The sequence below is a fragment of the Shewanella sp. SR1 genome, assembly GCF_020447145.1.
Taxonomy (GTDB): domain Bacteria; phylum Pseudomonadota; class Gammaproteobacteria; order Enterobacterales; family Shewanellaceae; genus Shewanella; species Shewanella baltica.
The window spans coordinates 36,174-62,657 of sequence record NZ_JAJAEF010000007.1; the positions used below are offsets into that span (position 1 = coordinate 36,174).

General features: G+C 44.8%; 19 protein-coding genes and 1 tRNA gene. 7 read left to right on the forward strand and 13 right to left on the reverse strand.

Annotated features, from left to right (window positions below):
- Nucleotides 1–48: 48 nt before the first annotated feature.
- Both hsdR and KV201_RS08365 read right to left on the reverse strand, forming a co-directional pair.
- Entirely contained in the window at nucleotides 49–2,511 is a 2,463-nt protein-coding gene (hsdR, locus tag KV201_RS08360; protein WP_220777842.1) for an EcoAI/FtnUII family type I restriction enzme subunit R, read from the reverse strand.
- Nucleotides 2,512–2,904: 393 nt separating this feature from the next.
- On the reverse strand, nucleotides 2,905–3,783 hold the full coding sequence (locus KV201_RS08365; protein WP_226059045.1) for a hypothetical protein: 879 nt from the start codon (nucleotides 3,781–3,783) through the stop codon (nucleotides 2,905–2,907).
- An 817-nt stretch (nucleotides 3,784–4,600) separates the two neighbouring features.
- On the opposite strand from KV201_RS08365, the gene KV201_RS08370 reads away from it, so the two are divergent.
- Nucleotides 4,601–4,810 carry a hypothetical protein gene (locus tag KV201_RS08370; protein ID WP_220778090.1) on the forward strand — a complete coding sequence of 70 codons (210 nt, stop codon included), beginning with the start codon at nucleotides 4,601–4,603 and terminating at the stop codon, nucleotides 4,808–4,810.
- Between the two features lie 545 nt (nucleotides 4,811–5,355).
- Here KV201_RS08370 and KV201_RS08375 read toward each other — a convergent pair.
- Nucleotides 5,356–5,814, reverse strand: coding sequence for a hypothetical protein (locus KV201_RS08375; RefSeq protein WP_107947332.1), 459 nt, complete (start codon nucleotides 5,812–5,814; stop codon nucleotides 5,356–5,358).
- A 41-nt stretch (nucleotides 5,815–5,855) separates the two neighbouring features.
- Nucleotides 5,856–7,097, reverse strand: a complete 1,242-nt coding sequence (locus KV201_RS08380; RefSeq protein ID WP_226059046.1) for a site-specific integrase — start codon at nucleotides 7,095–7,097, stop codon at nucleotides 5,856–5,858.
- 350 nt (nucleotides 7,098–7,447) lie between these two features.
- On the opposite strand from KV201_RS08380, the gene xisR reads away from it, so the two are divergent.
- On the forward strand, nucleotides 7,448–7,636 hold the full coding sequence (gene xisR / locus KV201_RS08385; RefSeq protein WP_014620713.1) for an excisionase family protein: 189 nt from the start codon (nucleotides 7,448–7,450) through the stop codon (nucleotides 7,634–7,636).
- Between the two features lie 5 nt (nucleotides 7,637–7,641).
- Nucleotides 7,642–8,916 (forward strand): site-specific integrase, encoded by a 1,275-nt coding sequence (locus KV201_RS22605; RefSeq protein WP_226059047.1) that lies wholly within the window; start codon nucleotides 7,642–7,644, stop codon nucleotides 8,914–8,916.
- Nucleotides 8,917–9,327: 411 nt separating this feature from the next.
- Here KV201_RS22605 and KV201_RS08395 read toward each other — a convergent pair.
- The 3 genes from KV201_RS08395 to KV201_RS08405 all read right to left on the reverse strand — a co-directional run bounded on the left by KV201_RS08395 (nucleotide 9,328) and on the right by KV201_RS08405 (nucleotide 12,542).
- Nucleotides 9,328–9,415: transfer RNA gene (locus KV201_RS08395), tRNA-Ser, on the reverse strand.
- A 213-nt stretch (nucleotides 9,416–9,628) separates the two neighbouring features.
- Nucleotides 9,629–11,623 (reverse strand): methyl-accepting chemotaxis protein, encoded by a 1,995-nt coding sequence (locus tag KV201_RS08400; RefSeq protein WP_226059048.1) that lies wholly within the window; start codon nucleotides 11,621–11,623, stop codon nucleotides 9,629–9,631.
- A gap of 286 nt (nucleotides 11,624–11,909) precedes the next feature.
- Nucleotides 11,910–12,542, reverse strand: coding sequence for a YchE family NAAT transporter (locus tag KV201_RS08405; protein ID WP_006081420.1), 633 nt, complete (start codon nucleotides 12,540–12,542; stop codon nucleotides 11,910–11,912).
- 318 nt (nucleotides 12,543–12,860) lie between these two features.
- Here KV201_RS08405 and adhE point away from each other — a divergent pair, with 318 nt between their 5' ends.
- The gene (adhE, locus tag KV201_RS08410; protein ID WP_226059049.1) at nucleotides 12,861–15,464 is read left to right on the forward strand and encodes a bifunctional acetaldehyde-CoA/alcohol dehydrogenase; all 2,604 of its coding nucleotides are present in this window, start codon (nucleotides 12,861–12,863) and stop codon (nucleotides 15,462–15,464) included.
- Nucleotides 15,465–15,686: 222 nt separating this feature from the next.
- On the opposite strand, the gene KV201_RS08415 is transcribed toward adhE, so the two are convergent.
- The 4 genes from KV201_RS08415 to KV201_RS08430 all read right to left on the reverse strand — a co-directional run bounded on the left by KV201_RS08415 (nucleotide 15,687) and on the right by KV201_RS08430 (nucleotide 21,388).
- Nucleotides 15,687–16,622: a M14 family metallocarboxypeptidase gene (locus tag KV201_RS08415; protein ID WP_226059050.1), complete on the reverse strand. Its 936-nt coding sequence runs from the start codon at nucleotides 16,620–16,622 to the stop codon at nucleotides 15,687–15,689.
- Between the two features lie 162 nt (nucleotides 16,623–16,784).
- Nucleotides 16,785–17,243 (reverse strand): GNAT family N-acetyltransferase, encoded by a 459-nt coding sequence (locus KV201_RS08420; protein WP_226059051.1) that lies wholly within the window; start codon nucleotides 17,241–17,243, stop codon nucleotides 16,785–16,787.
- Between the two features lie 226 nt (nucleotides 17,244–17,469).
- Nucleotides 17,470–19,521 carry a S9 family peptidase gene (locus KV201_RS08425; RefSeq protein ID WP_106650362.1) on the reverse strand — a complete coding sequence of 684 codons (2,052 nt, stop codon included), beginning with the start codon at nucleotides 19,519–19,521 and terminating at the stop codon, nucleotides 17,470–17,472.
- Between the two features lie 322 nt (nucleotides 19,522–19,843).
- On the reverse strand, nucleotides 19,844–21,388 hold the full coding sequence (locus KV201_RS08430; protein ID WP_226059052.1) for a fumarate hydratase: 1,545 nt from the start codon (nucleotides 21,386–21,388) through the stop codon (nucleotides 19,844–19,846).
- A gap of 119 nt (nucleotides 21,389–21,507) precedes the next feature.
- Between KV201_RS08430 and pabB the strand changes: the two genes are divergently transcribed.
- Entirely contained in the window at nucleotides 21,508–22,920 is a 1,413-nt protein-coding gene (gene pabB, locus KV201_RS08435; RefSeq protein ID WP_226059053.1) for an aminodeoxychorismate synthase component I, read from the forward strand.
- Between the two features lie 31 nt (nucleotides 22,921–22,951).
- A complete protein-coding gene (locus KV201_RS08440) occupies nucleotides 22,952–23,539 on the forward strand; it encodes a CoA pyrophosphatase (RefSeq protein ID WP_006081413.1) in 588 nt (195 codons plus the stop codon).
- Between the two features lie 81 nt (nucleotides 23,540–23,620).
- On the opposite strand, the gene KV201_RS08445 is transcribed toward KV201_RS08440, so the two are convergent.
- The gene (locus tag KV201_RS08445) at nucleotides 23,621–23,956 is read right to left on the reverse strand and encodes a hypothetical protein (RefSeq protein WP_226059054.1); all 336 of its coding nucleotides are present in this window, start codon (nucleotides 23,954–23,956) and stop codon (nucleotides 23,621–23,623) included.
- 150 nt (nucleotides 23,957–24,106) lie between these two features.
- Between KV201_RS08445 and asnS the strand changes: the two genes are divergently transcribed.
- On the forward strand, nucleotides 24,107–25,507 hold the full coding sequence (gene asnS, locus KV201_RS08450; RefSeq protein ID WP_226059055.1) for an asparagine--tRNA ligase: 1,401 nt from the start codon (nucleotides 24,107–24,109) through the stop codon (nucleotides 25,505–25,507).
- Nucleotides 25,508–25,801: 294 nt separating this feature from the next.
- Here the strand turns inward: asnS and KV201_RS08455 are convergent, their stop codons facing one another.
- Nucleotides 25,802–26,167 carry a DUF1801 domain-containing protein gene (locus tag KV201_RS08455; protein ID WP_319000213.1) on the reverse strand — a complete coding sequence of 122 codons (366 nt, stop codon included), beginning with the start codon at nucleotides 26,165–26,167 and terminating at the stop codon, nucleotides 25,802–25,804.
- Between the last annotated feature and the right edge of the window lie 317 nt (nucleotides 26,168–26,484).

Below are 26,484 nucleotides of genomic sequence, written 5' to 3' on the forward strand. Positions count from 1 at the left end.
AACGCACCAAAATATGCACGGCATTATCCAACCTGCTTATTAGGCAGATTATTGTGCTATTTGGTAGATTTCGGCTTCTAACTCACTAATGGCTTGTTCGTATTGGGGTTTGCCACCAAAGCCTTTTTTGATGATGTCACTTAAACTGCCTATATCATTAAATGGCTGAACTTTAAGCACTTGCAGATTTTCAATTTCTTGCACGCCCACATCGGCGTATTTTACCAATAAATTCTCGAGTACGGCTTGGGCCGTGTCGGAATATTTAGTGAAATAATTGCGTTTTTTAACGTTTGAAGCGCGCTCGGCACGGGTTAACGGCGGTTGGTCGTAGACGACATGGCAAATCATATCGAAGGGATCCATGTCTTTACCCACTTCTTCCTCAAGTGCTGACCAAATAATCCCCTCTTGCGCCAGCTCATCGATGACCGCTTGTTTACGGTCAGCGTCATTCCAACGCCTGACAAACTCATCAAGCGAACTGAACTGTTTCGCCATGGTTTTACGGGTGTAATCCTTAAAGGATTCAGTGACCAGTTTGCCGTCGCTGTCATAATACTGCACCCGCTCGGCAACTTTGCTGACTATCACGCCAGATACGCGGTACTTGTTAACCTTACGAGTTTCGCCTTCGTCCCATTCACTTTCATCAAAGCTACCATCGCCTTGAGGGTCATTTTTGGTGTTGTCTTGGCCTTCGACTTGTTGCTCATCTTGAATGTCCCCCAGAACATCTTCCTCATTTGGTTCATCATCAGCGGCATCAATATCCACGTCTTCATCTTCAATGTCTTCAGGCGTCACTTTAATGATTTTTTCAGGGGTGCCATCAAAACGTTCGTCGGCAAATAACTCGGTTGCCTTTTTGAAATCCAGAATGGTAAACCATAACTTATTGTATTTATCATCTATTCGAGTGCCGCGACCGATGATCTGCTTAAATTTAGTCATGGATTGAATATTTTGATCGAGCACCACTAACTTACAGGTTTTCGCATCGACACCTGTGGTCATGAGTTCTGAGGTGGTCGCAATGACCGGATAGGCCTTTTTAGGGTTGATGAAGTTATCCAGCTGGGCTTTGCCGAGTTCATCATCACCCGTGATCTTCATAACGTATTTGTCATTTTTCGCCATTTGCTCAGGGTTAAGATTGGCAAGTGCGCGTCGCATCCGTTCGGCGTGATCAATATCGTTGCAAAAAACAATGGTTTTACCCATAGGATCGGTGCGTTTAAGGTAGTTAGTTATGGTTTCGGCCACCAACTGAGTACGCTCATCAATCACCATAGTGCGGTCAAAGTCTTTTTGGTTATAGATCCTGTCTTCGATCACTTCGCCATTGTTGTCGATTTGGCCCTTTGTAGGTCGCCAGCCTTGTAAGTCCACATCAATATCCACACGAACCACTTTATAAGGCGCTAAGAAACCATCGTCGATACCTTCTTTGAGCGAATAGGTGTAAAGCGGATCGCCAAAATAATCAGAGTTAGAGACCTCATCGGTTTCTTTTGGGGTTGCGGTTAAGCCCACTTGCGCGGCACTGCTAAAATACTCGAGAATTTCGCGCCAAGCGCTGTCGTCACTGGCACTGCCACGATGACATTCATCAATAATGATCAGGTCAAAAAAGTCTGGAGCGACTTGTTTGAACGCTTTTTGACTCTCATCAGGGCCAGTCAGTGCTTGATAAAGTGCTAGATGGATTTCATAAGCAGGATCGACTGTTCGGCCAGTAATTTTGGTCATCGATGTGCCAAAGGGCTGAAAATCGTTTATGCGAGTTTGATCGACCAAAATATTACGGTCAGCGAGGAATAAAATGCGTTTCTTGGCACGGGATTTCCATAACCGCCAAATGATTTGAAATGCTGTGTAGGTTTTACCTGTGCCCGTTGCCATCACCAGCAATACCCGATCTTTACCCGATGAGATAGCTTCAACGGTTTTATTGATGGCTTGCAACTGATAATAACGCGGGTGCTTACCCGTGCCGTCATCGTAATAGGCTTCGTTAATGATAGGTAACTGCGCTGCGGTATAACCTTTCCAAATACAATATTTAGCCCAAAGTTCTTCAGGACTAGGAAAATCTTCTAAGCGGATTTCGGATTCAAGGTTGTGAGCCTCTGGGGTGCCTAGTTTGGTCTTGTCGTGGAAGATAAAACCATCGCCGTTAGAGGCAAACACAAAGGGAACATCGAGCAAATGAGCATAATCGAGTGCTTGTTGTATGCCCTTACCGACTTCATGCTTATTCGCTTTAGCCTCAATCACCGCCAGCGGCATACTCGGTTTATGGTAGAGCACAATGTCGGCTGACTTAACCGTTGTGCGCATGCCCATTTGACCCCGAACAATCACCTTACCATCACGCAACTTCACCTCCTGGCGAATTTGCGTCATATCATCCCAACCCGCATTTTTTACCGCAGGCATGATGAACTTTGTGATGATGTCTGTTTCGGTTAACTTTGCTTTATTGATGCTCGCGTTATGGTTGACCATTACTAATCCAATTCCCTCTAGATAGATAACCGAATATTCTGGTTATTGAGTTTGCCACAAAGCCCTTAAGTAACCTAGGGTTAGAACAGCAATTACCCTGTAATTATCTTATTTTGTGTTTTACATCAAAACCAAATAACGTGGACATTTCATCATAAATATCCAATCAACTGATTAATTTGCCCGAGGATGCGCTTACTTATCAATGTGGGGAACAGGGACGACCTCGCAATGAAGCCTTAACAGGCTGAAATAATAAAAATTATTATTTCAGATGGCAGTACCAAAGTGTGCAGCCGACTTCATCTACTGGTAATGCATTGTAAAATCTTTGTATACCCTTCAAAAGGCACTTAGGTGCCTTTTGTCGTTTTGGAAATTAGAGATTGTTTGTTAGCGATAAAACCGTTCGGTGAGTTCATCACACAGCAGAGTACGATAGATAATTCGTTGCTTAAGTGATGCCGCATCTTGCGCGGTTAATAAAGGCTGACGAGTCTTTTTATCAGGCCTTGTGGTTAGCTCATCATAGAGCTGCTCATGAAGTCGTTTAATGTCGCTAAAAATGTGCAAGGATTGAGAAAACAGCATGACCTTATCGTAATAGCCTTGCCCTATCCCATCATGCCATTTCAATAAAATGGTTTGCCGCGCGGCTTTTGCCTTAAAGGAATGCTCTATTTCGACGGCACAAATTGTTCCATCCACCTCCCTCACTATCCCATCCACATTTCGCACACTGCTGTGAGTAAAACGCCGTTTAAACTCGGGCTCAGTCATCATGGCACACCATAGCGGATTTGACTCTCCATTAGGCTTGTGATGATGGATGCCTTTCAACAACACAAACTGCATGATTAAGTCGTGCATTAAAGTGTTCTGGTTCACTTGCAGCGCCGGATGCTCTTTCGCACGATAATAGACTGCAACATTCAGTAACTCTTCGGCGTATTTTGCGCCACTGTAAGTGAGTGTATAAACACGGCCATCGTGGGAACGATGGGTAGTAACAAGGCAAAGCAGTTGCTCTTGGACAAGCTTATTTAAATGCTCCAGAGATTGCCGATGGCTGATGCCATAGAGCCAAGCAATGTTACTCGGTGAAATCAGGCCAAATCGAGCCACCAATTTCATGGTGAACTCGCGGCGGATTTTCCCCGTTTTATTGTTATTTACACCAGGTCGATATTGCATATCGAAATTCAAAAACGGGTCGTATCGAAGTGGAAGATTCGCGACAGATTTATCCTTTACGCTACTGTGTGATGTCATTAAAAATACCTTTGATTAAATGGGTACAATTAACTAGCCATCGAGGGGACAAATTTAACGCATTGATGATATTTTTGAGTGAATAGTTGCAGATTTTCATCACGATAAACTGCTTTCATCCTATCGGAATGAAAATAGCGATGAACATCGCTACCAAGCCAGCCTTTGGCTGATGAGTCACTTGCTGCGCAAACGACTCAGATGCCCTGAAGCGCCCGCCAGCTCTGATGACTCGTCATCGACGCTGGCTTACGAACTCCGTTCTAGCACTTCACGACATCAGACGCGCATGCACCGAGCTACGCTCTGTACTAACCGCATTTTCGCCGCTCACGTCGAGGGGGCGATGTGCCATCTTATTCCCCCTCGCGTCTCGCTCACTTTTCTCACGAAAAGTCTGGGGTTTAGCGGTGTATTTGTGCCAAATTCACCCCTAAATTTTGCTGAGGCAAAACTAAAATGCGGTTAGTACAGACCAGCTGTACATGCGCGTGCTCCTTTGAGCCATTACTGCGTAATCGCCCAAATCCGCGCTTGAAAGCTTGTTATCACAAGCACTTTTGTCGCAGAAAATCGTACCGATTTTTGCTCGTCAAAAGCACATTCTGTTAACGCCAACCTGCAAGCTCAGCATTAAAATGTCGTCAATAATGTGAGTGTGAAGTCCGAGACAAGATAAAAAAATGAAAGAAAAACTACAAAACTCACTCAACATTTTTATTGTCCACCATTGCGAAAAATATGCTTGAAAAAGTGCTTTTTTTCATTAATGTCAATTTAGGAGCTTTACTCTTAATCACATTAAAGGAATAACAGCATGACTGACAATAATCACAACGGCCCGATCGTAAACATTGATGGCACACCTATGATAGGTAACACAGGAGTCGATGTGCATGGCAACCCATTTGGCATTACTGAATCCGACACATCGACGTGTAATAGCAGCATAAGCGATGATGCTTGGTCATTGCCTAACGACACATTTAGCTGCGATTTCGACAGTGGATTTGGGGATGGTTTCTAATTATGCGCCGTCATCTAAACGACAAAACACTTGCCAAATGGATACCTTTAGTCCTTTTGAGCATTATCACCATCATGTGCTTTTGCTGGTTTATCTATACTGAGGATATGAATTGCCTTTTACCTCCGTTAATACTGCATATTAAGTACGCCTTCGGTGTTTTAGCCTATGATAGACGTTATGCAAATACACCCGAGCCCGAGGATCCATGGGTGCGTTTTAAGTACATGATGTTCCGGTTTTGCTAAACATCAATGTAACTAACCAGACAAATTAGTGAATGACGCCTATAGGGCGGTTAAGGAAAAATGATGGAATTTTTACTACCAATTGCACTAATGATTATTGGCAGCATAGTGCTTGTGAAAAGATGTAAGCCAAAGAAATAGATAAGAAAAAACTCAGAAATCCATGACCATAGTAAGGAATCTGCCTAAATGTTAAAGCAGTTTCCTTATTTAAATCGCATCGAAATCAATCTGGCTCAACCACCACTTCGAGCCAACAACTTTCGCCAGTTAGCTTGACTATTAAGTAAGGCGTCATCATCTGAGAAAGTTATTAAATAACTCAATCTCAACAGCACTCCAGTCTGGAAAGCGTATTGAACCAAACTGCCACAAATCCCCCTTAAAAAACTCTTGGCCCTTTCCTTCAACGTGGTCGTCGATAAGAATATCTCCCTTCAGCAATCCTTTGTTCGGAATGATGATAAGACGACTGACATATTCCATGCCTAAGTGTTGCTCTACCCAAATACGCTTCTCCATATAACACAATGGATTTTGCAAACTTGGCGCTGTGGCTATGTAAGGTTCAATTTCTGGATGTTCGAGCATCTTTTTCATCACAGCAATGCCACCTACTTTAGGGGCTAAGCAGCTGAAAAATCCCAATTCAGCTTGAGGGTATGCCTGCTCAGGTTTCTGGAGTTTTTTAAAGGTTACAGCTTCTGTATAATTTACAAGCACATCGTCCATATCAACATATACGATTTTTGGCATATATTAACCTTAATTAATTTCAATCATTTAAATCATTTAAATCAAAACGTGAAGGCTTTTTCAGCCATTTCTCTCATGCAGTATTTTTGCGTTGGTAGCCACTTACCATAGTGTTTCTCGATCATCTTTATGCTGGTATGCCCCATTTGCCGAGCAACCCATGATAAAGGTAGTCCTGCCGAAATTAAGTGCGATGCAAAGGTATGCCGCGTTTGACTTGGCCCTCTAAAACGAATCCCAGCTTTCTTCAAGTGGTAACAATAAAATCTTTGTCTCAAGTGGGCATCTGAAGTGTATGCTTTTCTAGTATTACTATTACAAAATACAAAGTGAACACGCTGCCTCTCTATAGACTTATTGTCCTCTCGAAGCACATTAATCGTTTCTAGTGCAGAATAATTATAATTATCACGCTGATCAATGAGTATTGTTTTTGCCTGCGGGAGTAACTCTATATGCCTGTTACTAGATAGGTTTTTTGGCTTTTTGTAAATGCCTTCAACGACTGCACGCGAGATATGAATTGTATCGTTCTCTAAGTCAACATCTTCCCATGCCAACGCCATCAACTCACTGACCCTTAGACCGAGAAAGCAATTACAAATGATCATATTGACTTCAGATTGTCTATCTGTGGCCACTGATGCTATTTGGGTTATCTCTTCGGCTAAGAATGGATCTGGTACTTGCGTTAACACTTTGAGATTTGTAACGTTAGTCGATTTTAACCTATCCAGCGGATTAACCGATATTGCCTCATCCAACAGCGCAAAGGTAAATATCTGATTTAAAATGCTTAAAATCTCCTTAATCGTTTTGTTACTCAAATACGCTAGTTTAGTATTCATCCATGATTCAATATCTAACGGCTTAATTTTATCAACTGCATCATTTGCAAAGCGAGGCACGATATGCGTCAGAATCTTATTCTCGTAGTTTTTAATCGTACATGGCGCTAACGTTATCCTTTTCGCGTTCAAAAAAGCGTCAATGTAATGATTGAATAATTTAGCTTCAAGTTGTTCCTCTCGAATGAAATGATAATTATCAAGTTGCTTCAAAAATTGCTCATGATTATATTTAGCTATATTTTTCAAATCACTAACGATTACTGATGCGCGTAACAATCCTTGTTCTGTGCACTCAATATCATCCAATGCCATTCGGTATAGTTTTGAGTTAAGTTTAAACATCATTCGGACGCAGGTACTTGAGCGAATATCTAGATGTTTAATATTTTTTTTCTTACAAAACAATTTCGCTTGCTCAACTGTCATTAACATCTGGTCTATCCAAAGTATGAAATATACCTTGATATTAACTTAAATTAATGATATTAAAAGGAATCTTCACTGTGAAACTCAGCTTAAATTCCTTCCTAAACAAAATAATCACTCCAAGAACTGCCCTAAAAAGTAGTCAATTCAAAAATATTTTTTTTAAATATCAGTAGTGTTGCCTGGTTCGACAACAAACCTTAAGTCAAAACAAAATAACTAAAAATCAGCAACATAAAAAAAACTATGAAGCTTGGGTTACAAAAATAAAAAGCAAAGAAAGCATAATCAAAATTTTCAGAGCCAAATCACTTCGATGACAATAACCTCATACCAACAAAATGCGAGGTTAAGATATGTCTCAAAAACTAGGATGGGTCACTGCAGAAATTTTGGAACGTTACAAAGGGTTAACTTATAACGCAATTAAGAGCAAAATTCGTCGTAAGGTGCTGATTAAAGGGATTCATTACAAGAAATTCGATGGTACGAATATGTTTCACTACGAAGCAATTGACGTATTAATCAATGAACAAGGGAATTAAGCACAGTGAAACAATTTCCTTTAAATACTGTGCAACTAACACCTGCTGAAGCAAAAGGGGTGATAAATCAGCATCAAATTAAAAATATTGAAGTACATGGTAATTCGTTAAGAGCTGTGTTTAAACGACAAAACAGGACTTATAAACAAACACTGTATGTGGGTCTTACATCTCTAGAAATTGTTTCCGTGATATCTAAGTTAGATGGATGGCGGAAGTTATCGCCAGCCGAGTTGGAACTCGCGTTCGCTAATTATAAAAGAAATAATACCAAAGTCCCTTTAACTATTAATGACTTAATAGAAAACTATACAAAAAACCACTATCCCACCTTAGCTCCCGCTACAGTCAAAAGCTATAAAGGTCACTTTAAGCGTATCTCATTGGCTATTGGTGAAAAAAACATACTTGAAATTAACTCAAATGATGTCTTTAAGTTTCGTAACGAACAATTATCTACGTTGGCATGGAAAACAGTGAATGAGACGATCAGGCTGCTGGATGCACTCTTACAAAATGCCGTCGACAACGGTGATTTAGTTAAGTCGCCGATCAATTTACGAAGAATGAAAATTAAGCAGGGTCATGGCGATAGCACAATCACTGAAAAATTATTCACGATCGGGGATCTTAACAAAATTCAGAATAGCATTTCTATTAACCCAATGATTGCACTCATTATATTGTTCAATTGTTGCGCAGGGCTCAGGTTTTCAGAGCTAATGGGTTTATCTTGGGAGGATATTGATTTAGAAAAAAAAATTATTACCATCCGCAGAGCGAGAGTAGATGGAAAATATAAAACCTTAAAAGTAAGAGGCGTCGAATCTCGTCGAGTCGATATTTTAGATCCTGCGCTTTGGATGCTGAATGAAATGAAGAAAAGGTTCTATGAACTATCACCTCAACAAACAATCAAGACTCTTGGTGCGGATTATAAACAAATCAAACAAGAAAATGTCCGATTCGTTTTGCTATGCATGGATACACAAACAAGCTATCAAAACGAACAGAAATTTAGAAAGGATTTTTATCATTTTCTGAAGGTTATCAACGTCAGCAAGACAAAACCAAACCATTGCCGACACACTTTTACATCCTTAGCATGTAATGAAGGTGCTAATCAAACGTACATTTCAAAACAACTCGGCCATGCAAGCGTCTTAACAACAGAGAAACACTATCTTAAATGGAATAAATCTCCAAACAAAGTAGAACGAGATAGCGCATCCCAAAAGATAAATTCTATTTTTGAACGGTTCACAACCGCTCAAGGGTAACTATAGAGCTGCTTACATTAGATAAAATAAGCATGCCAATATCCAGCATTATTAAGGTTCTAAAAAATCACCGGAACAATGCTGGTTTCAACATTTCAACTGTTATTACCTTCACATTAGCTAAGCAACATTTCAGTTGTTTTCAGCCCATCAAATAATTCTAGAAATTGTCGAACTAACATAGATGATTTTTTACACACCTACACTTGATAACATACCAACTGCCAGTATGCCTAAGATGGGTAGATAAGTGCTGAATGAGTGAAAGAATATCACTAAGGTAAAACCGGAAAAAAATGATTGGAAGGGAGATTTTAGACTAAACAACTATATTAAAATCCACATTTGGATCCCAAATAGTTCCCAAAACAAAAACAGCGACTCGTAAGTCGCTGTTTTTGTTTAATAATTTGGCGGTGAGAGAGGGAGTCGAACCCTCGATACGTTACCGTATACACACTTTCCAGGCGTGCTCCTTCGGCCACTCGGACACCTCACCATATGTCGATTTATGTTAGCGTGGTTAATCTTTCACGTTTAAGAATGGCTAGCGATTTTATATAGCCTTGCCGAGAGGCTTTCATCGTTAACGGAGCGGTACTGTACGCAAAAGCCTAAAGGGGGTCAAGTAAAAAAGACTCAGTTTCAGGCGGTTGCACAATTGCTAAACAAATCACCGTCATTTCCTGAATCTTTTCACCGTTTTATACCGTTAATTGACGGTAAATTTGTGTACTTCTTTTGACATTAAATTCGCGTCAAACGTCAGGGCTTTGGTCAGTTCCCTTAGCTCATCGGAGATCCTTTGAGTATTGAGGTAAATCTCACTGATCTTCAATGCATTACGGTTTACGTCTTCCGATACGGCCGATTGCTCGTGGGTTGCAGTAGCAATTTGCTCGTTCATGCGGTCAATAATGTCGACTTGCTCCACAATCCGTTTCAGTTCAACGCCCGCTTGCTCGGCCTCATTAACACTGTTATTCGCCTGCGCCAAGCCTCTGTCCATGGCTTTTACCGCAATGCTCGCCCCTGCCTTCAATCTATCTGTCATGTTTTTAATATCAGAGGTCGAGGTTTGTGAGCGCTGTGCCAAACTGCGGACTTCATCGGCAACAACGGCAAAGCCGCGGCCCATTTCCCCTGCTCGCGCGGCTTCAATCGCGGCATTGAGTGCGAGTAGATTGGTTTGCTCTGCAATACTGCTGATCACCTCAAGCACAACCACTATGCCATGAATTTCACGGTCTAAGTCATTGATGGCTTTAGAAGCCCCACTGATATCATCGGCTAAGGCTTTGATCGCTTTGCTGGTTCGGCCGACTTCGAGGTTACCTTCTTTAGCCTCTATATTGGCGGCGGAGGACGCTTCGGATGCCTGCACGGCATTGCTGGCAATCTCGGCCACTGTCGCACTCATTTCAGTCATCGCCGAAGCCACTTGCTCTGCCTCGCTGTGCCCCGCCATCACATCTTGCTCCATGGCGTGGGTACAAACATCCATTTTCGCCACCGCTTGTTGCAGTTTCGCGCCGCTGGAACGCACATGCAAGATCACCTTTTCAAAATCACTCATCATATCGTTAAAAGCGATGGCAAGTTCACCAAACTCGTCCGAGCTTGTTTGAGTCAAACGCACGCTTAAATCGTAATGTTTGCGGGCTTGCGTGATGGTCGAATACAAGTGATGCACGCTATCGTGCAAATAACGGATCACAGATAAACTCAATATCAACACAATCGCTAACACTGAGATTAAGGTCGCGAGCACTAAGAACATTTTCTCATTTGCTAAGGATAATCTTTCATGGGTGGTATTGAGTAAATCTGCCGAGACTTGCTGTTCAAATCCACGTAATAACTCAATCCGTGCGGTTGATTTACTGAACCAGTCTTCGGGACTTTGTTGTTGGATTTTTTGATTGTCTTGTTCAAATGCAAGCTGACGTAACAACTCAACATCGTGCATTGCCGCAGAACTCTGCAAACGATTAAATGCCGCTAACAAATCTGAGTCTGCTAATGCTAAGAACCGTTCTTGATAGGTATTTTGCTCCGACACTAAGGTAATAAATTTAGCGTAAACCTTAGGCTTAAATCCGGCTTGGCCGAATGTTGAACTTAACACCGCCCTTTCTATCCCCGCCCTCTCCTTTAATTGCAAAAAAGCACTAAAGGCAGCAGCTTTGATGGCGATTTCTTGGTTGGCACCCGTTTTTGCGGTTTCATCGACTATCGCCAGTAGTAACTTATTTAACTGAGTGTAATAGGCGACTTCGTCGGCGACGCTGATACTTAAACTGTCCACCTGCGAGCGAATTGAATTTAACCGCCCTAACTGTGAATTAAGTTCCTTAAGTTTAGGAGCAAATATCGCTGGCAGCTGATTTTGAGTGATAAATTGCTGATAGAGACTAAGCTGCGTATCCGTTAACTGTCTTTGGCTTGGTATTTTACTGGCGAAGGCTTTTCCTGCTGAGCCGATAAATCCAGCGCTCATACCGCGCTCTTTTTGTAACTCGTGTACTAAGTTACTGTTCGTAACAGCCAACTCACTCAGTTGCACCACTAAGGTTAAATCTTGCTTATATTCATACTTTTCAATGAGGTAAAGGGTACCGCAGAGGAGACAAGCTAATAAGGGAGGTAAGACAACCATTAATAATTTTTGTTTTAGACTGAGATTACCAATCCATTGCCATTTCATAGAAATATCCTTTTAAACTTAGTGTTAGACCGAATAACCAAACACTAGGTATAGCATAAGATTAGCCATATAACGACTAAGGCTTATGGGAAAACTCAGGTTAATCCTCTGATAAACGAGGATTTACCTCATGTCTCATCAATAGCGTTAGATTTAGCTTTTCAGGTAAGGTGAACCGCGGGATAAACATCAAACGAGTAACTGATAAAAACAAAAAACGCACGGGATAAAATCCAATGCGTTTCATCAAAAGAAGAAAAACTTAATCCTGCGGGGTAATACGACTCTAGCTAAAGAGCTGCGGGAATAATCCCTTTACACCAGCCGCAATCACTTCAATACCTATGGATAGCATCAACAGCCCCATAAGACGAGTAATGACGTTAATCCCCGTCTTACCCAAAATCTTATAGATGATGGATGCCATTCTAAACAGGCCAAAACTCACTAAACCAAACACAATCACAGTAATGAACATCGCAATGATGTTCGACAAAGAATTATGCTCAGCGGCAAAGACGATCACCGAACTGATCGCACCTGGTCCGGCCATCAGTGGTAAAGCCAAAGGCACAACCGCCACCGACTCCATCGCAGAAGATTCGCGATCTTCCTCTTGGTTACGCTTCACTTCGCCTAACTTACCTTGCAACATCGACATCGCAATAATGGCGATCAGACTACCACCCGCGATCCTAAAGGCAGATAACGAAATGCTGAACATATTCAGAATGTGCTGACCCGCCACAATCGTGACTAAGAGGATCACCACAACCGCAAAGTTGGCCACTTTACCCGTGTGATTCCGCTCAGCTTCAGTTTGATGGCTGGTTAAGCTCACAAACACAGGCAACAACCCGACAGGGTTGATGATGGCAACTAGGCCAAGAAAAAATTTAACGTAAAGAGTTAACTCCAAGTTGCTATCCTTATGTGCGTGTCACGCCGTCTTCATCAAAATTTGCTTGAGGGCAAGTATAGTATCTCAAGCGCTATTGACTGAAAAATGAGATTTTTGAGGTTAAATCACAACTTCGAATAATATTTAGTTATCGAAGTCGATGCATTTTCAACGCAATTTTAAACAAACAAGTTACCCTAAGTGTAGTTTTATTACATAAAAGCCCGATATTGTCGGTGGTGTCACACTTTCAATGCGGCTTTAGGTGTAATTTTCTACCGTAAAGAGGATTTAGTGAATGCCTTGATTCACTAAATCTTTTTAGGAGTATTAATCATGACAGTGACCAATGCACAAGAACTGGATCTCATGGTCGAGCGTGTGGCAAAAGCACAAGCCGAGTATGCGACATTCAGCCAAGCGCAAGTCGATAAAATTTTCCGCGCAGCGGCCCTTGCCGCTGCCGATGCGCGTATCTCGCTGGCGAAAATGGCCGCCGTAGAAACTCGCATGGGTGTCGTTGAAGACAAAGTGATTAAAAACCACTTTGCCTCCGAGTATATTTATAACAAATACAAAGATGAAAAAACCTGCGGGATTTTATCTGAAGACGTCACCTTCGGCACTATCACCATTGCCGAACCTGTGGGTATCATTTGTGGCATAGTACCGACCACGAACCCTACATCGACCGCGATATTTAAGGCCTTAATCAGCCTTAAAACCCGTAACGCAATTATCTTCTCGCCCCACCCAAGGGCCAAAGTTTCAACCACAACCGCAGCAAAATTAGTGCTCGATGCTGCCATAGCTGCGGGTGCACCTAAAGACATTATTGGCTGGATTGATGAGCCCAGTGTCGCACTGTCGAATCAATTGATGACTCACCCTAAGGTTAACTTGATCCTCGCAACTGGTGGCCCAGGCATGGTGAAAGCCGCCTACTCTTCCGGTAAACCCGCGATTGGCGTAGGTGCGGGTAACACGCCTATTGTTATCGATGAAACCGCCGACATCAAACGCGCGGTCAGTTCGATTCTCATGTCGAAAACCTTCGATAACGGCGTCGTTTGTGCGTCAGAACAAGCCGTGATTGTGGTTGACAGTATTTATGAGCAAGTAAAAGAGCGCTTTATCTCCCACGGTGGCTACATGCTATCGAAGGATGAAACCGCGGCGATGCAACACGTCATTTTAAAAAATGGCGGTTTGAATGCCGATATCGTTGGCCAAAGCGCCGCCAGTATCGCGCAAATGGCGGGCTTTGAAGTGCCGCACTGGACTAAGGTTCTGATTGGTGAAGTCACCGACATTTGCGACAGCGAAGCCTTCGCCCATGAAAAACTATCACCACTGCTTGGCATGTACCGCGCCATCGACTTTAACGATGCCATGGATAAAGCTGAAGCTTTAGTCGCACTTGGCGGCATTGGCCACACTTCAGGGCTTTATACCGACCAAGATACCCAAACCGAACGTGTACATGCCTTTGGTTTTAGAATGAAAACGGCGCGTATTTTGATCAACACCCCAGCCTCACAGGGCGGCATTGGCGATCTGTACAACTTCAAACTAGCGCCTTCACTCACTTTGGGCTGTGGTTCTTGGGGCGGCAACTCGATTTCAGAAAACGTTGGCCCGAGCCATCTGATCAACAAAAAAACCGTCGCTAAGAGGGCCGAAAACATGTTGTGGCACAAGCTTCCTGCATCCATCTATTTCCGCCGCGGCAGTTTACCCATCGCACTCGAAGAACTGAGCGATAAAAAACGCGCTTTGATCATCACCGACAGATTTTTGTTTAACCACGGTTATTGCGACGAAACCATGCGGATTTTAAAGGCCCAAGGCCTTGAAACCGAAATCTTTTACGATGTTGAAGCCGATCCCACTTTAGCCATAGTCCGTCAAGGCGCTAAGGTGGCCCAAAGCTTTAAACCCGATGTAATTATTGCGCTCGGCGGCGGCTCACCAATGGATGCGGCTAAGATTATTTGGGTGATGTACGAGCATCCAGATGTGGATTTTGCCGATTTAGCGCTGCGCTTTATGGACATTCGTAAACGTATCTACAAATTCCCTAAAATGGGCACCAAAGCCATGATGGTAGCAATTCCAACTACCTCAGGCACAGGCTCAGAAGTCACCCCTTTTGCGGTAGTGACAGACGAAATTACCGGTAAAAAATACCCGATTGCCGATTATCAACTCACGCCCAACATGGCGATTGTTGACCCAAATCTAGTGATGGACATGCCTAAATCTCTCACCGCCTTTGGTGGCATAGATGCGGTGACCCATGCTCTTGAAGCCTATGTCAGCGTGATGGCGAACGAATATAGCGACGGCCAAGCACTGCAAGCCCTCGACTTACTGTGCAAATATTTACCCGATGCCTACAACTTGGGCTCACAGTCACCCGTCGCCCGTGAAAAAGTCCACAATGGCGCCACCATTGCAGGTATCGCCTTTGCTAACGCTTTCCTCGGGATTTGCCACTCAATGGCGCACAAACTAGGCGCCGAGTTCCATCTCGCCCACGGCTTAGCCAATGCGCTATTGATCAATAACGTAATACGCTTTAACGCAACGGATCTGCCCACTAAGCAAGCGGCCTTTAGCCAATACGACAGGCCAAAAGCCCTGTGCCGTTATGCTGCCATTGCAGATCACTTGAAACTAGGCGGAAAAACGGATGAAGAAAAAGTCGAAAAATTGCTTGAGAAAATCACACACCTCAAGAAGACGATTGGCATTCCTGCTTCTATCCAAGAAGCCGGCGTCAACGAAGCCGACTTCCTCGCCAAGTTAGATGAATTAGCCGAAGATGCGTTCGATGATCAATGTACCGGTGCCAACCCACGTTACCCATTGATTAACGAGCTGAAACAACTGTTCCTCGATAGCTATTATGGCCGTGACTATAGCGATAACAACTAGGCAATCGCCTAACTATGCTAAGCCCGTGCTAAATAAACGTAGCGCGACATAAATGAAAAAGCCCTCGAATGAGGGCTTTTTACTGCGTGATGTTCCGTGAATGACCTAATTAAGGAGTCGATGCATTAATCGATCGCACGTAAAATCACTTCACTAGCCGCTAACTCAACTTACGATCACTAAGCTAATCACCACTTAGCTGAGCATCACAACAAACTACGACTAACGCTGCACCAGTACATAATCGATGGCGCTGGTGATGGCCGCAACCTGAGCCAGATTACATTCGGCCGGCGTAGCCGTTGGGCTATCTGGGTACACTTCTGTCGTGGTGTTATAGATACAACCCGTGACACTGCTGCAAAGCCCTAATGACTTAAGCGGGTAGTTAATCACTCCGTTTTGCACCACAGTCGAGCCTATGATCTCGCCTTTCTCGTCGGCTGGAGCAATGTGCGTCACTTTGCTCACGCCATCGATAATGGCTTTTTGGAAAGCATCCATTGAATGTTCGGTATCGCCCACAGCATAAAAGCCATCTGGAATAGTGCCTTTGTCATATTCAATGCCATCGCGGGCTGACAGCGCTGGACGAAATTCTAACTCATCTGAATCTGTGGTTTCATGTAAATCCACATGCACATCAAAACCTTGCGCAACTGAAGCAACTAGGGCCATCAAGGCCGCCGATTCCTCTGCAGGACTGTTGGCATAGAATGAACGGTTCGGATCGATAGCCTTTGGATTCCAGCGATTAATAGTCTCGTAACCCCAAGGACTCACGCACACGGCAACTACTAAGTTCACCTGTTGCACGTAATTCGCCGCTTCATTCGTTAAAAAGGCCAATGCGCCATGCACACCGCTGGTCTCGTAACCGTGCACGCCGCCAGTCACCAGCACGGTTGGCTTTTGTGGATCAAATTGTTGGCTTTTTACCGCAAATAATCGGTAACGCTCGGCGTTAATCGACAAAGCGCCATATTGCACAATGCCAAGCCCAAGCGCTGACAGCTCAGCTTCCATCGCTCTGAGTGGCGTCACGACATCGTCTTGATATGAACGCTTGATTTGGGTGCTCGCCAGCCATGCGGCTTTTTCAGCCTCGCCCCATTTCTCGCCAGCGGTGCCGATGGGATAAAATGTTAAATTTGCCATAATTCCTCTATTTTTAGTTCTATTCGGTAAAGTTCTTTTTATTCCAGCTCTTTTTATTCAAGTTCTGTTCGTTCAAGCTCTTCTCGCTCAAGCTTTTTCGTTGAATTGCTATTCAGTCGAATGATAGTGCTCGTGTTTGGATGATAAATGAGTGCAGTCAACCTAAAGCGTCAGCTGCATGGGAATATCACGGATGCCACCGCGATCTCGCTCGGGTCCAAGGGGCACAAAGCCAAAACCTAAGTACACAGCTTGTGCATTCAATGCCGAGTTCACGGTAAATATGCCCGGATTGCCTTGAGCTACACACTGAGCTTTGGCATGTTCCCACAACATTCGCGCCACGCCTTGCCCCTGTGCATGGGAGGCAACAAAAAGATGGTACAAGTGACTATTCGCCTTCATCCCCACTACGCCTGCGAGTTGGCCCGAGTCCGTTATGGCGACATGGTACTGATAACCCATAGCAAAGTAGCTACCAATCGCTTCTATCGACATGGCATTGACTAAGATTGTAGCGCCCTCTGCAGTGCAAGTTGGGGCAATAAAATCTTGGGTTAATTGAGTGAGCAATACGCTTATTTCAGGGATATCAGTTAAGGTTGCGGCTCGAATATTCATCTCAACTCCTTGATTAAAAAATAAAACCATTACATGGCGCAATAAAAAGCCAGAACAGAGTCCTGGCTTTGTTAAAACGCTGAACAAAGGGCGCTTTATTGAAAACGCTTCGCTTAAGACACTTTAATTGTCCCTCGCATTAAATGACTCGCCGATGACAACCCTATCAGGACGAGCCTTGCGTCTATGGGCTTTCGTCGGTGCAAAACCATAGACGCTCAGGCTGTTATTGCTTAGTCCAGCGGTCCATCCAACGGAATACATTGGCATACCATTGCTCTAAGTTTTCAGGTTTTAAGATCCAGTGGTTTTCATCTGGGAAAATCAACAACTCAGATGGAATACCTTTACGCTGCATAAAGCTAAAGGCCGCTAAACCTTGATCATAAGGAACACGGAAGTCTTTCTCGCCGTGGATAACCAACATGGGCGTTTTCCAGTTTTCCACATAATTCACTGGGTTAAACTTCTCATATAAGGCTTTGTTATCTGAGTAAGTGCCGCCAAATTCATACTCTGGGAACCATAATTCTTCGGTCACATGGTACATAGAACGCATGTCGAACAGGCCAGCGTGGTCAACAAGACACTTGAAACCATCGTTCCAGTTACCTTGGATCCAGTTCATCATGTAGCCGCCGTAAGAACCACCGAGCGCACAGGCGTTTTGCGGGTCGAGCCATTTTTGTTGTTGGCTCACAGCCGCTAGGCCTTTTTGCAGATCTTCTAATGGCTTACCGCCCCAATCTTGGCTGATAGAATCCGTAAAGGCTTGACCGTAACCGGTTGAGCCGTGGAAATCCACCATGACAACGCCATAGCCTGCACCCGCCCATAACTGCGCGTTCCATCGACCGCTGAAGGCATTACCAAATGAACCCTGCGGTCCACCATGCACTAAGTAGGCAATCGGGTATTTTTTACCTTCTTGGAAATTAGCCGGTTTGATCCAGTAACCGTAGACGTCTTCGTTATTCCAACCCTTGAAGCTGAACTGTTCAAACTTACCGAACTTGATCTCGGCTAGCTTGTCTTTATTCACTTCGGTCAGACGCTTAAGCCCTTGGCCATCTGTAGTGATACTGTAGAGATCGCCTGGCTCAACTAAGGTTTTGCTGTCGAAAATCAGTTCATCGTTAGTGACCGCAATTAAGCTGTTTGTGCCATCGCTGTAGATAGAACGCACATCGCCAAATTGGGTATTCACTTGGAAAATAGACACTTGGCCTATGTCTTGCGCCGTGACATACAAGGTACGATTGTCAGGGGCAAACATCAGTGAGCTTGGGCTACGATCCCACAATGGCGCTACTTCTTTAGTTTGGCCAGTGGTTGTGTCACGCAGCATGATGCCGTAACGATCCGCTTCAAAACCCGGTTTCTTCATCGCTAAATAGGCCATATAACGGCCATCGCTCGAAAACGTTGGCTGTGCATCCCATGCGAGATTGTCTTTAGTTAAGTTAGTTGCAGTGCCGCCCGTGACTGGCACTTGCCACAAATCATAGTTAGTGGTCCAAGCTTGATCTTTGCTCGGCGCTTTAGCGCTATAAACGACGAATTTACCGTCTGGGGTGAAGGTCACTTCTTCCATACCCGAGAATGGTTTTGGCGGTGTTTCAGTGTCTAACCCTTGGGTGACATCAACGACTTTAGTCAGTTTCTCACCGTTGACTGCGCCAACAAATAAGTGGCTACGGGCATGATCTTCCCACGTATCCCAGTGGCGGACCATTAACTGCTTGTATTCGCGCCCCGTCGATTTACGCTCAGATTCAGCGGTAAATTTATCCTTTGAGCAGGCTAAATCCTTACACTCTGGGAATACACGCATGCTGAGTACAACTTGTTTACCGTCGTTTGATAGTTTGTAACCATCTATATCCAAAGGTAAATCAGAAACTTGAACCGCTTCACCGCCCGTTAATGGCAGTTGGAATAGCTGGCTTGAACCGCTACGACCGGCAAGGAAATAAATCGATTTGTCGTCAGTGGCGAAACTCACATCGTGCTCAGTGCCTGCGGCAGAGGTCAGTTGTAACGGCTTCGCTTTAGTGTCAGTCAGATCCAATAGATACAGATCAGAACTGCCCTCTCCCTTATCGTTTACCGTTTTAAGACCATAAACTAATTTAGTGCCATCGTGGGACACTGTCGCAGAATGCATCTTATTGAGTTTAATGAGTTGTTGCACAGTAAAAGGCGTTGGATCGGCCGCTTGGGCTGATAACGCCAAGCCTGCGGCGCCGAGCGCCAATAGGAGAGGAGCTATTTTCATTGTTATGTCCGTCTTTTGTTGAACAGGTTCGAGGCTTGCAAATATTCGATAATCATCATTGCTGCAAACACGAATGTTAAAAACGATCTGAGATCGTATCTTTTGAAGATAAGCTTGCCACACTATCGAAACAAAAACGCTCAGGCAAGCCAAATGGCGAACCTGAGCGTATTTTTTTGTGACAAAATGTCAGTGGCGCAACGATTTGTCTAAGGAACTGATATCAGATAACCGAAGCAACCGATATCAGAGCGTAAACTTGAACTATTTTGCTTAAAAAGCCATCAAGTTCAATCCGCTAATGCCTTAGCTTCACTCCCACTTAGGCTTTCGCGTTGGCGATATTCACTTTCCAAATTGCTGGGCCAGTTTCATGGGCGTTCACGCCATTTGAATCCACAGCCACAGTCACTGGCATATCTTGCACGTCAAACTCGTAAATCGCTTCCATGCCTAAATCGGCAAAGGCCACGACGCGAGAATGTTTAATCGCTTTAGACACCAGATACGCTGCGCCGCCAACGGCCATCAGATATACCGCTTTGTGTTTTTTGATTGATTCAACTGTCGCAGGGCCGCGCTCAGCTTTACCTATCATGCCCATCAAGCCAGTTTTCTCTAACATTAAGTCAGTGAATTTATCCATACGGGTTGCTGTGGTTGGGCCCGCAGGACCGACAACTTCAGCACCGACTGGATCAACGGGGCCAACGTAGTAAATAAATTTACCGGTAAAGTCCACGCCTTCTGGCAGACCTTCACCACTTTCGATGAGGCTTTGAATGCGCTTATGGGCCGCATCACGACCTGTGAGCATTTTACCGCTCAGCAGAATAGTTTCACCGCTCTGCCACTGCTCGATATCCGCTTGGGTCACAGTATCTAAGTTAACGCGGCGCACATCATCACCCACTTCACGGGTGATTTCTGGCCAATCTGACAATGATGGTGGCGTTAATTCAGCTGGACCTGAGCCGTCTAAATGGAAATGTACGTGGCGAGTGGCCGCGCAATTAGGGATCATCACCACAGGCTTTGAAGCCGCGTGGGTTGGCGCCGATTTGATTTTAACGTCTAACACTGTGGTTAAACCGCCGAGACCTTGGGCACCTATGCCTAAGCTATTCGCGCGCTCAAAAATGTCTAAACGCAGCTTTTCTTCGGTCGTTTGCGCGCCACGGGCCATCAACTCATGGATATCCACGCTTTCCATCAGTGCTTCTTTGGCTAATACGGCGGCTTTTTCTGCCGTACCGCCAATGCCGATACCCAGCATACCCGGTGGACACCAGCCTGCGCCCATCGTCGGTAACGTTTTTTCTACCCAAGCGGCGATATCATCAGATGGGTTTAACATCACCATCTTAGCTTTGTTTTCACTGCCGCCGCCTTTGGCCGCAATCGCTACTTCGATGTGGTTGCCTGGCACCATGTCGATATGCACCACAGATGGCGTGTTATCTTTGGTATTTTTACGGCTGCCCGCAGGATCTGACACTATTGATGCACGCAGTGGGTTATCAGGATTGGTATAAGCACGACGAACACCTTCGTCGACCATTTCCTGAATTGTCATATCGGTTTTGTCCCATTGGACACCCATACCCACTTTAACGAAGGTGGTCACAATCCCTGTGTCTTGACACAGAGGACGCTTGCCTTCGGCCGACATACGCGAGTTAATTAATATCTGGGCAATGGCATCCTTCGCCGCAGCACTTTGTTCACGCTCATAAGCTTGGCTCATGGCATCAACAAAATCCTTCGGGTGGTAATAAGAGATGTATTGCAAAGCATCCGCCACACTTTCAATAAAGTCGGCTTGCTTAATCACAGAATTGACAGACATTTCATGGTTAGATGACATAGTAGGAGCGCTCCAGCAGCCTTTGCGGCCTAACTTATTTTTGTTTAATTCTTTCTGGGCCAATATGATACTCTTTCCCATCTTTTTGGGCTACATCACATTTTGAATAGGGTTAATCGATGGCAATTAGGGCGTCAAAACAGCTTGCATCACGCCAACTTGACTGGACATTAAGCACCGCAGCACTCTTCGAACACTTTGCCAATGACCCATGGGCAATCCTATTAGATTCGGCGAACGCGTCGCATCAGGACGCCAGATTCGACATCATTTGCGCCAATCCCATCGCAACATTAGTGACTCAGGGTGAGCGTAGCGATATAAACCTCATCGGTACGAGCTTGAGCTTACCCGAGGCGATGGACCCAAACCGTGATCCCTTCGAGTTACTCAACACTTTATTAACCCATTGGTATTCAAAATCTTTTGATTGTGATTTGCCCTTTAGTGGTGGCGCAATGGGCAGTTTTAGCTACGATTTAGGCCGTCGTATCGAATCTCTGCCAACAAGCGCTCAGCAAGATATTCAACTGCCAGAGATGAACATCGGCTTTTACGACTGGGCGTTAGTTTATGATTACCAAGCCCAGTGTTGGCATTTATTACACTATTTAGGTGAAGCAGCACTCGACATTGAATTGAATAAAATTCAAGCGAAAATGGCGCATAAGCCAAATACCGCCAGATTCATGCTCACAAGCCCATGGGCAGCACAAATCGATAAAGCCCAATACACGGCCAAATTTGAGGTAGTACAAGCCTATTTGCACAGCGGCGATTGCTATCAAATAAATTTAACCCAAAGATTTGAAGCTGGCTATCAAGGCGACGAATGGTCGGCTTACTGCCAACTGCGCAATGCCAATAAAGCCCCCTTCTCGGCCTTTATGCGGTTACCGCAAAACGCGATTTTATCGATTTCACCTGAGCGCTTTATTCAGCTTCGCGGTGATGATATTCAGACTAAACCCATCAAAGGCACGCTGCCGCGTCACGCAGATCCCGCGCTCGACGCCAAAGCTGCGAGCACCCTTGCCAGCTCGCCAAAGGATCGCGCCGAAAACGTCATGATTGTCGATTTGCTGCGTAATGATATCGGCAAAGTAGCGGCGGCAGGCTCGGTACGTGTACCTCATCTGTTTGAGATTGAAAGCTTTCCTGCGGTGCATCACCTTGTCAGTACAGTGACGGCTAAGCTTGATGCTAAGTACAGCGCCAGCGATTTGCTGCGCGCGGCGTTCCCCGGGGGCTCAATTACCGGCGCACCGAAAATTCGCGCCATGGAAATTATTGAAGAGCTCGAACCTTCACGGCGCAGTCTGTACTGTGGCTCTATGGGCTATATCAGCCAAGATGGCCAAATGGATACCAGTATCACCATTCGCACTATTGTGGCCGAACAGGGCAAACTCTATTGCTGGGCGGGCGGCGGCATAGTGGCGGATTCAGAAGTGGATGCCGAGTACCAAGAAACCTTTGATAAGATCAGCCGTATTTTACCTTTGCTTGGCGCAGAGCCGCAAAAGCCGTAAGCTTTAATACTAAACAGTAACGAGAACGTCGATGGATCAAGCGGAATTTAGACTCAGATTTAATCTGCACCCTTTAGCGCTGCAAGATCCGGCGGCCTTCCCACACCTTGGACTGCGCAAAGCTGCGGTGTTGATCCCACTGCAGGATATCAACGGTGAACTGAATCTGATTTTAACCCAAAGACCCATGCACCTTCGCGCCCATCCGGGCCAGATCAGTTTCCCCGGCGGTAAAATTGAGCCCTACGATGTCGATGCAATTGCGGCTGCGTTAAGGGAAGCTGAAGAAGAAATTGGATTATCGCGGTATAACGTCGATGTGGTGGGCACATTTCCGGCCCACAATACTTTTACGGGATTTGAAATCACGCCCGTGGTCGGCATTATCAAGCAGGCATTTGATTGGAAACTCGATCCCGGTGAGGTAGCCGATTGCTTTACTGTGCCATTAAGCTTTTTTATTGAGCCGAGCAATCGCCACCAAAAACGCTTTTTACGCCAAGGGCGCTACTACAGCGTGCATTTTATTCCCTACCAACAACGCTTTATCTGGGGCGCGACCGCCGCCATTATCGACCATTTATGCCGCCAGTTAAGCATTCCTGCGGATATCCTCTGACTTAATTTGCCATCGCTAAACCGTTAAAAAGCCAAACGGTGAAATTAGCCAAACTGTTGAATTAGCCAAAGAATGGATAGCTTAAACCACTAAGTGGATATACAAACCGGCGACAATCGAGGTTAACAGCAACATCGGAATGTTAAACCAATATCCCATACGACTGTGGTGGGCGACATAATAGTTAAACGCTAAACTGACCAAACTAATGCCGCCACAGGCCCAAATCAAATACTGCAATAACTGGGTTTCATGTGGATCCCAATGAACTCTGAATGTCGCGCCACGGCTTAAATAATCGCCGACTTCGCGATCGGGTCTCGCGTCACCGAACACTAATAGCGCATAGACGGCGATTGCCCAGCCTAAAATGGATAAGGCCGCAAGGATAATTTGAAATATTCTAGTCTTGCTCATACCGCCTCCCGCCATTTAACTCACTATATCGCCCAATATCGATATTATTAACCTCAGGATACCTTTTTCAGCTTGAGAAAAGCCACCAGCAAGGTAATATAAACCTCCAAAATTTTCATATAAAACGTTTCGTTGGAGAATTAAGCAACAATGAGCATCGCATCTGTCGCATCTGTATTTAAAGGTGAGCACGCCGTCGGTTCTAAAGTCACAGTTCGTGGCTGGGTCAGAACCCGTCGTGACTCTAAAGCCGGCATCTCTTTTTTAGCTGTTTATGACGGCTCTTGCTTTAATCCTATCCAAGGTGTCGTGCCCAATAGCTTAAATAATTACGACAACGAAGTGTTAAAGCTGACTGCGGGTTGTTCTGTTGTGATGACAGGCGACGTGGTGGAATCTCCAGGCGCAGGTCAAGCATTTGAGCTGCAAGTGACTGAACTTGAAGTTGCTGGCTGGGTTGATGATCCAGACACTTACCCAATGGCCGCTAAACGTCACTCAATTGAACATTTACGTGAATTAGCGCACTTACGCCCACGCACTAACATTATTGGTGCCGTTGCCCGCGTGCGTAACTGTTTATCCCAAGCGATTCACCGCTTCTACCACGAAGAAGGCTTTATTTGGGTATCGACCCCACTTATCACCGCATCAGATTGCGAAGGCGCCGGTGAAATGTTCCGCGTATCTACCTTAGATATGGAAAACCTGCCACGTACTGATGCAGGAAAAGTCGATTACGATAAAGATTTCTTCGGTAAAGAAGCTTTCCTAACCGTATCTGGCCAGTTGAACGCTGAAACCTACGCCTGTGCACTATCAAAAGTGTATACCTTTGGCCCGACTTTCCGTGCTGAAAACTCAAACACTAGCCGCCACTTAGCGGAATTCTGGATGGTTGAGCCTGAAGTGGCCTTCGCTAACTTAAACGACATCGCTGGCCTTGCCGAAGCTATGTTGAAATACGCATTCAATGCCGTATTGACTGAGCGTATGGACGATTTAACCTTCTTCGCCCAGCACGTTGATAAGACAGTGATCGACCGTCTGCAATCTTTCGTTTCAAGCGATTTTGCACAAGTGGATTACACAGATGCGGTTGAAATTCTGCAAAACTGTGGCAGAACCTTCGAGTTCCCAGTGTCTTGGGGTATCGACTTATCTTCTGAGCATGAGCGTTACTTAGCCGAAGAACACTTCAAAGCCCCTGTGGTAGTGAAGAACTATCCGAAAGATATCAAAGCCTTCTACATGCGCTTAAACGATGACGGTAAAACCGTTGCCGCGATGGACGTGTTAGCCCCAGGTATCGGTGAAATCATCGGTGGTTCTCAACGTGAAGAGCGTTTAGACGTGCTGGATATGCGTTTAGCTGAAATGGATCTAAACCAAGAAGATTACTGGTGGTACCGTGATATGCGCCGTTATGGCACAGTGCCACACGCAGGTTTTGGTCTAGGGTTTGAGCGTTTAGTGTCTTACGTGACGGGCGTTAACAACATTCGTGATGTTATCCCGTTCCCACGTGCACCGCGCACTGCGAACTTCTAATATCCTTTTGATTGGGCTTGTGACTCTTTGGGGAGTAACAAGCTCAACATTAGAATATAAGCTAAGGCGTCGCTACTGCGCCTTAGCAAAACGAAAAGGAGCTGAATATTCAGCTCCTTTTTTGTTTCTGCGCTTTTGCTAGCATGCTGAGCTAATACACTGGACTAATACTCTGAGCTAATACCATGAGTTAGCACCATAAATTATCATCACGACCCAACACTAATGCCTAACACTATTACCTAATATCATAAGGCGAAACAGCCACTCATTCGCTTGATACTAATCCACTTGTTACTTATCCGCTTGATGCAGCGCCTGCCTGATATATTCCGCCACGTGTTTAGCAGCAATATCATCAGTTGAGGTTAACTTAATATGGCGGCGAAATTTGCCACTGCCTTCGAGTACCTTGTGTGGATCGCTAAAGTTTGCGCCCAGACTTAACTCCAATGACACATGCTGTTTATAGGCAAACACCCCACCAAAAGCGCTCTTCGCGCTAAAGAGTATTCCGCCGTATTTCACAGTTTCAGAGATGTCGAGCGAGGATACGGCGGCAGTGGCGTTAACGGTTTGGCGCACGCCCTGCACGATTTCAAGCAAGCTCGGGCTCATAAAACCAATGTCTTCTAAGAGTTTTTCAAGTTGTCCATTCATCATCGCCTCCTGCGTAATAGCATTTTCCATAGCGGCCTTTTCATAATGACCTCTATCATACAATAACGATTCTCTGTCGATTGTATCCTGTGCAGTGAACTGAATAAAACCCCGTCAGGCACTCATAAACAAAATCAATCGCTTAAACGTTAGCTCAGCATGCCAACTACCAAGTGAAGTCGCAAGGCCGTGCTGCCATTACAATCAATAAAAAGGCCAAGCATCAATATGCTTGGCCTTTGGCTGGAGATATCTAACTAACCTTAAATAACACTAAGCAACACTGAGCATAAGCAACATCAAGTAACACGAGCCTG

Excerpts from the sequence above, each read along its gene's own strand:
- hsdR (WP_220777842.1), bottom strand. The coding sequence starts at position 2,511 with ATGGTCAACCATAACGCGAGCATCAATAAAGCAAAGTTAACCGAAACA.
- KV201_RS08365 (WP_226059045.1), bottom strand. The coding sequence starts at position 3,783 with ATGACATCACACAGTAGCGTAAAGGATAAATCTGTCGCGAATCTTCCA.
- KV201_RS08370 (WP_220778090.1), top strand. The coding sequence starts at position 4,601 with ATGACTGACAATAATCACAACGGCCCGATCGTAAACATTGATGGCACA.
- KV201_RS08375 (WP_107947332.1), bottom strand. The coding sequence starts at position 5,814 with ATGCCAAAAATCGTATATGTTGATATGGACGATGTGCTTGTAAATTAT.
- KV201_RS08380 (WP_226059046.1), bottom strand. The coding sequence starts at position 7,097 with ATGTTAATGACAGTTGAGCAAGCGAAATTGTTTTGTAAGAAAAAAAAT.
- xisR (WP_014620713.1), top strand. The coding sequence starts at position 7,448 with ATGTCTCAAAAACTAGGATGGGTCACTGCAGAAATTTTGGAACGTTAC.
- KV201_RS08400 (WP_226059048.1), bottom strand. The coding sequence starts at position 11,623 with ATGAAATGGCAATGGATTGGTAATCTCAGTCTAAAACAAAAATTATTA.
- adhE (WP_226059049.1), top strand. The coding sequence starts at position 12,861 with ATGACAGTGACCAATGCACAAGAACTGGATCTCATGGTCGAGCGTGTG.
- KV201_RS08415 (WP_226059050.1), bottom strand. The coding sequence starts at position 16,622 with ATGGCAAATTTAACATTTTATCCCATCGGCACCGCTGGCGAGAAATGG.
- KV201_RS08420 (WP_226059051.1), bottom strand. The coding sequence starts at position 17,243 with ATGAATATTCGAGCCGCAACCTTAACTGATATCCCTGAAATAAGCGTA.
- KV201_RS08425 (WP_106650362.1), bottom strand. The coding sequence starts at position 19,521 with ATGAAAATAGCTCCTCTCCTATTGGCGCTCGGCGCCGCAGGCTTGGCG.
- KV201_RS08430 (WP_226059052.1), bottom strand. The coding sequence starts at position 21,388 with ATGTCATCTAACCATGAAATGTCTGTCAATTCTGTGATTAAGCAAGCC.
- pabB (WP_226059053.1), top strand. The coding sequence starts at position 21,508 with ATGGCAATTAGGGCGTCAAAACAGCTTGCATCACGCCAACTTGACTGG.
- KV201_RS08440 (WP_006081413.1), top strand. The coding sequence starts at position 22,952 with ATGGATCAAGCGGAATTTAGACTCAGATTTAATCTGCACCCTTTAGCG.
- KV201_RS08445 (WP_226059054.1), bottom strand. The coding sequence starts at position 23,956 with ATGAGCAAGACTAGAATATTTCAAATTATCCTTGCGGCCTTATCCATT.
- asnS (WP_226059055.1), top strand. The coding sequence starts at position 24,107 with ATGAGCATCGCATCTGTCGCATCTGTATTTAAAGGTGAGCACGCCGTC.
- KV201_RS08455 (WP_319000213.1), bottom strand. The coding sequence starts at position 26,167 with ATGAATGGACAACTTGAAAAACTCTTAGAAGACATTGGTTTTATGAGC.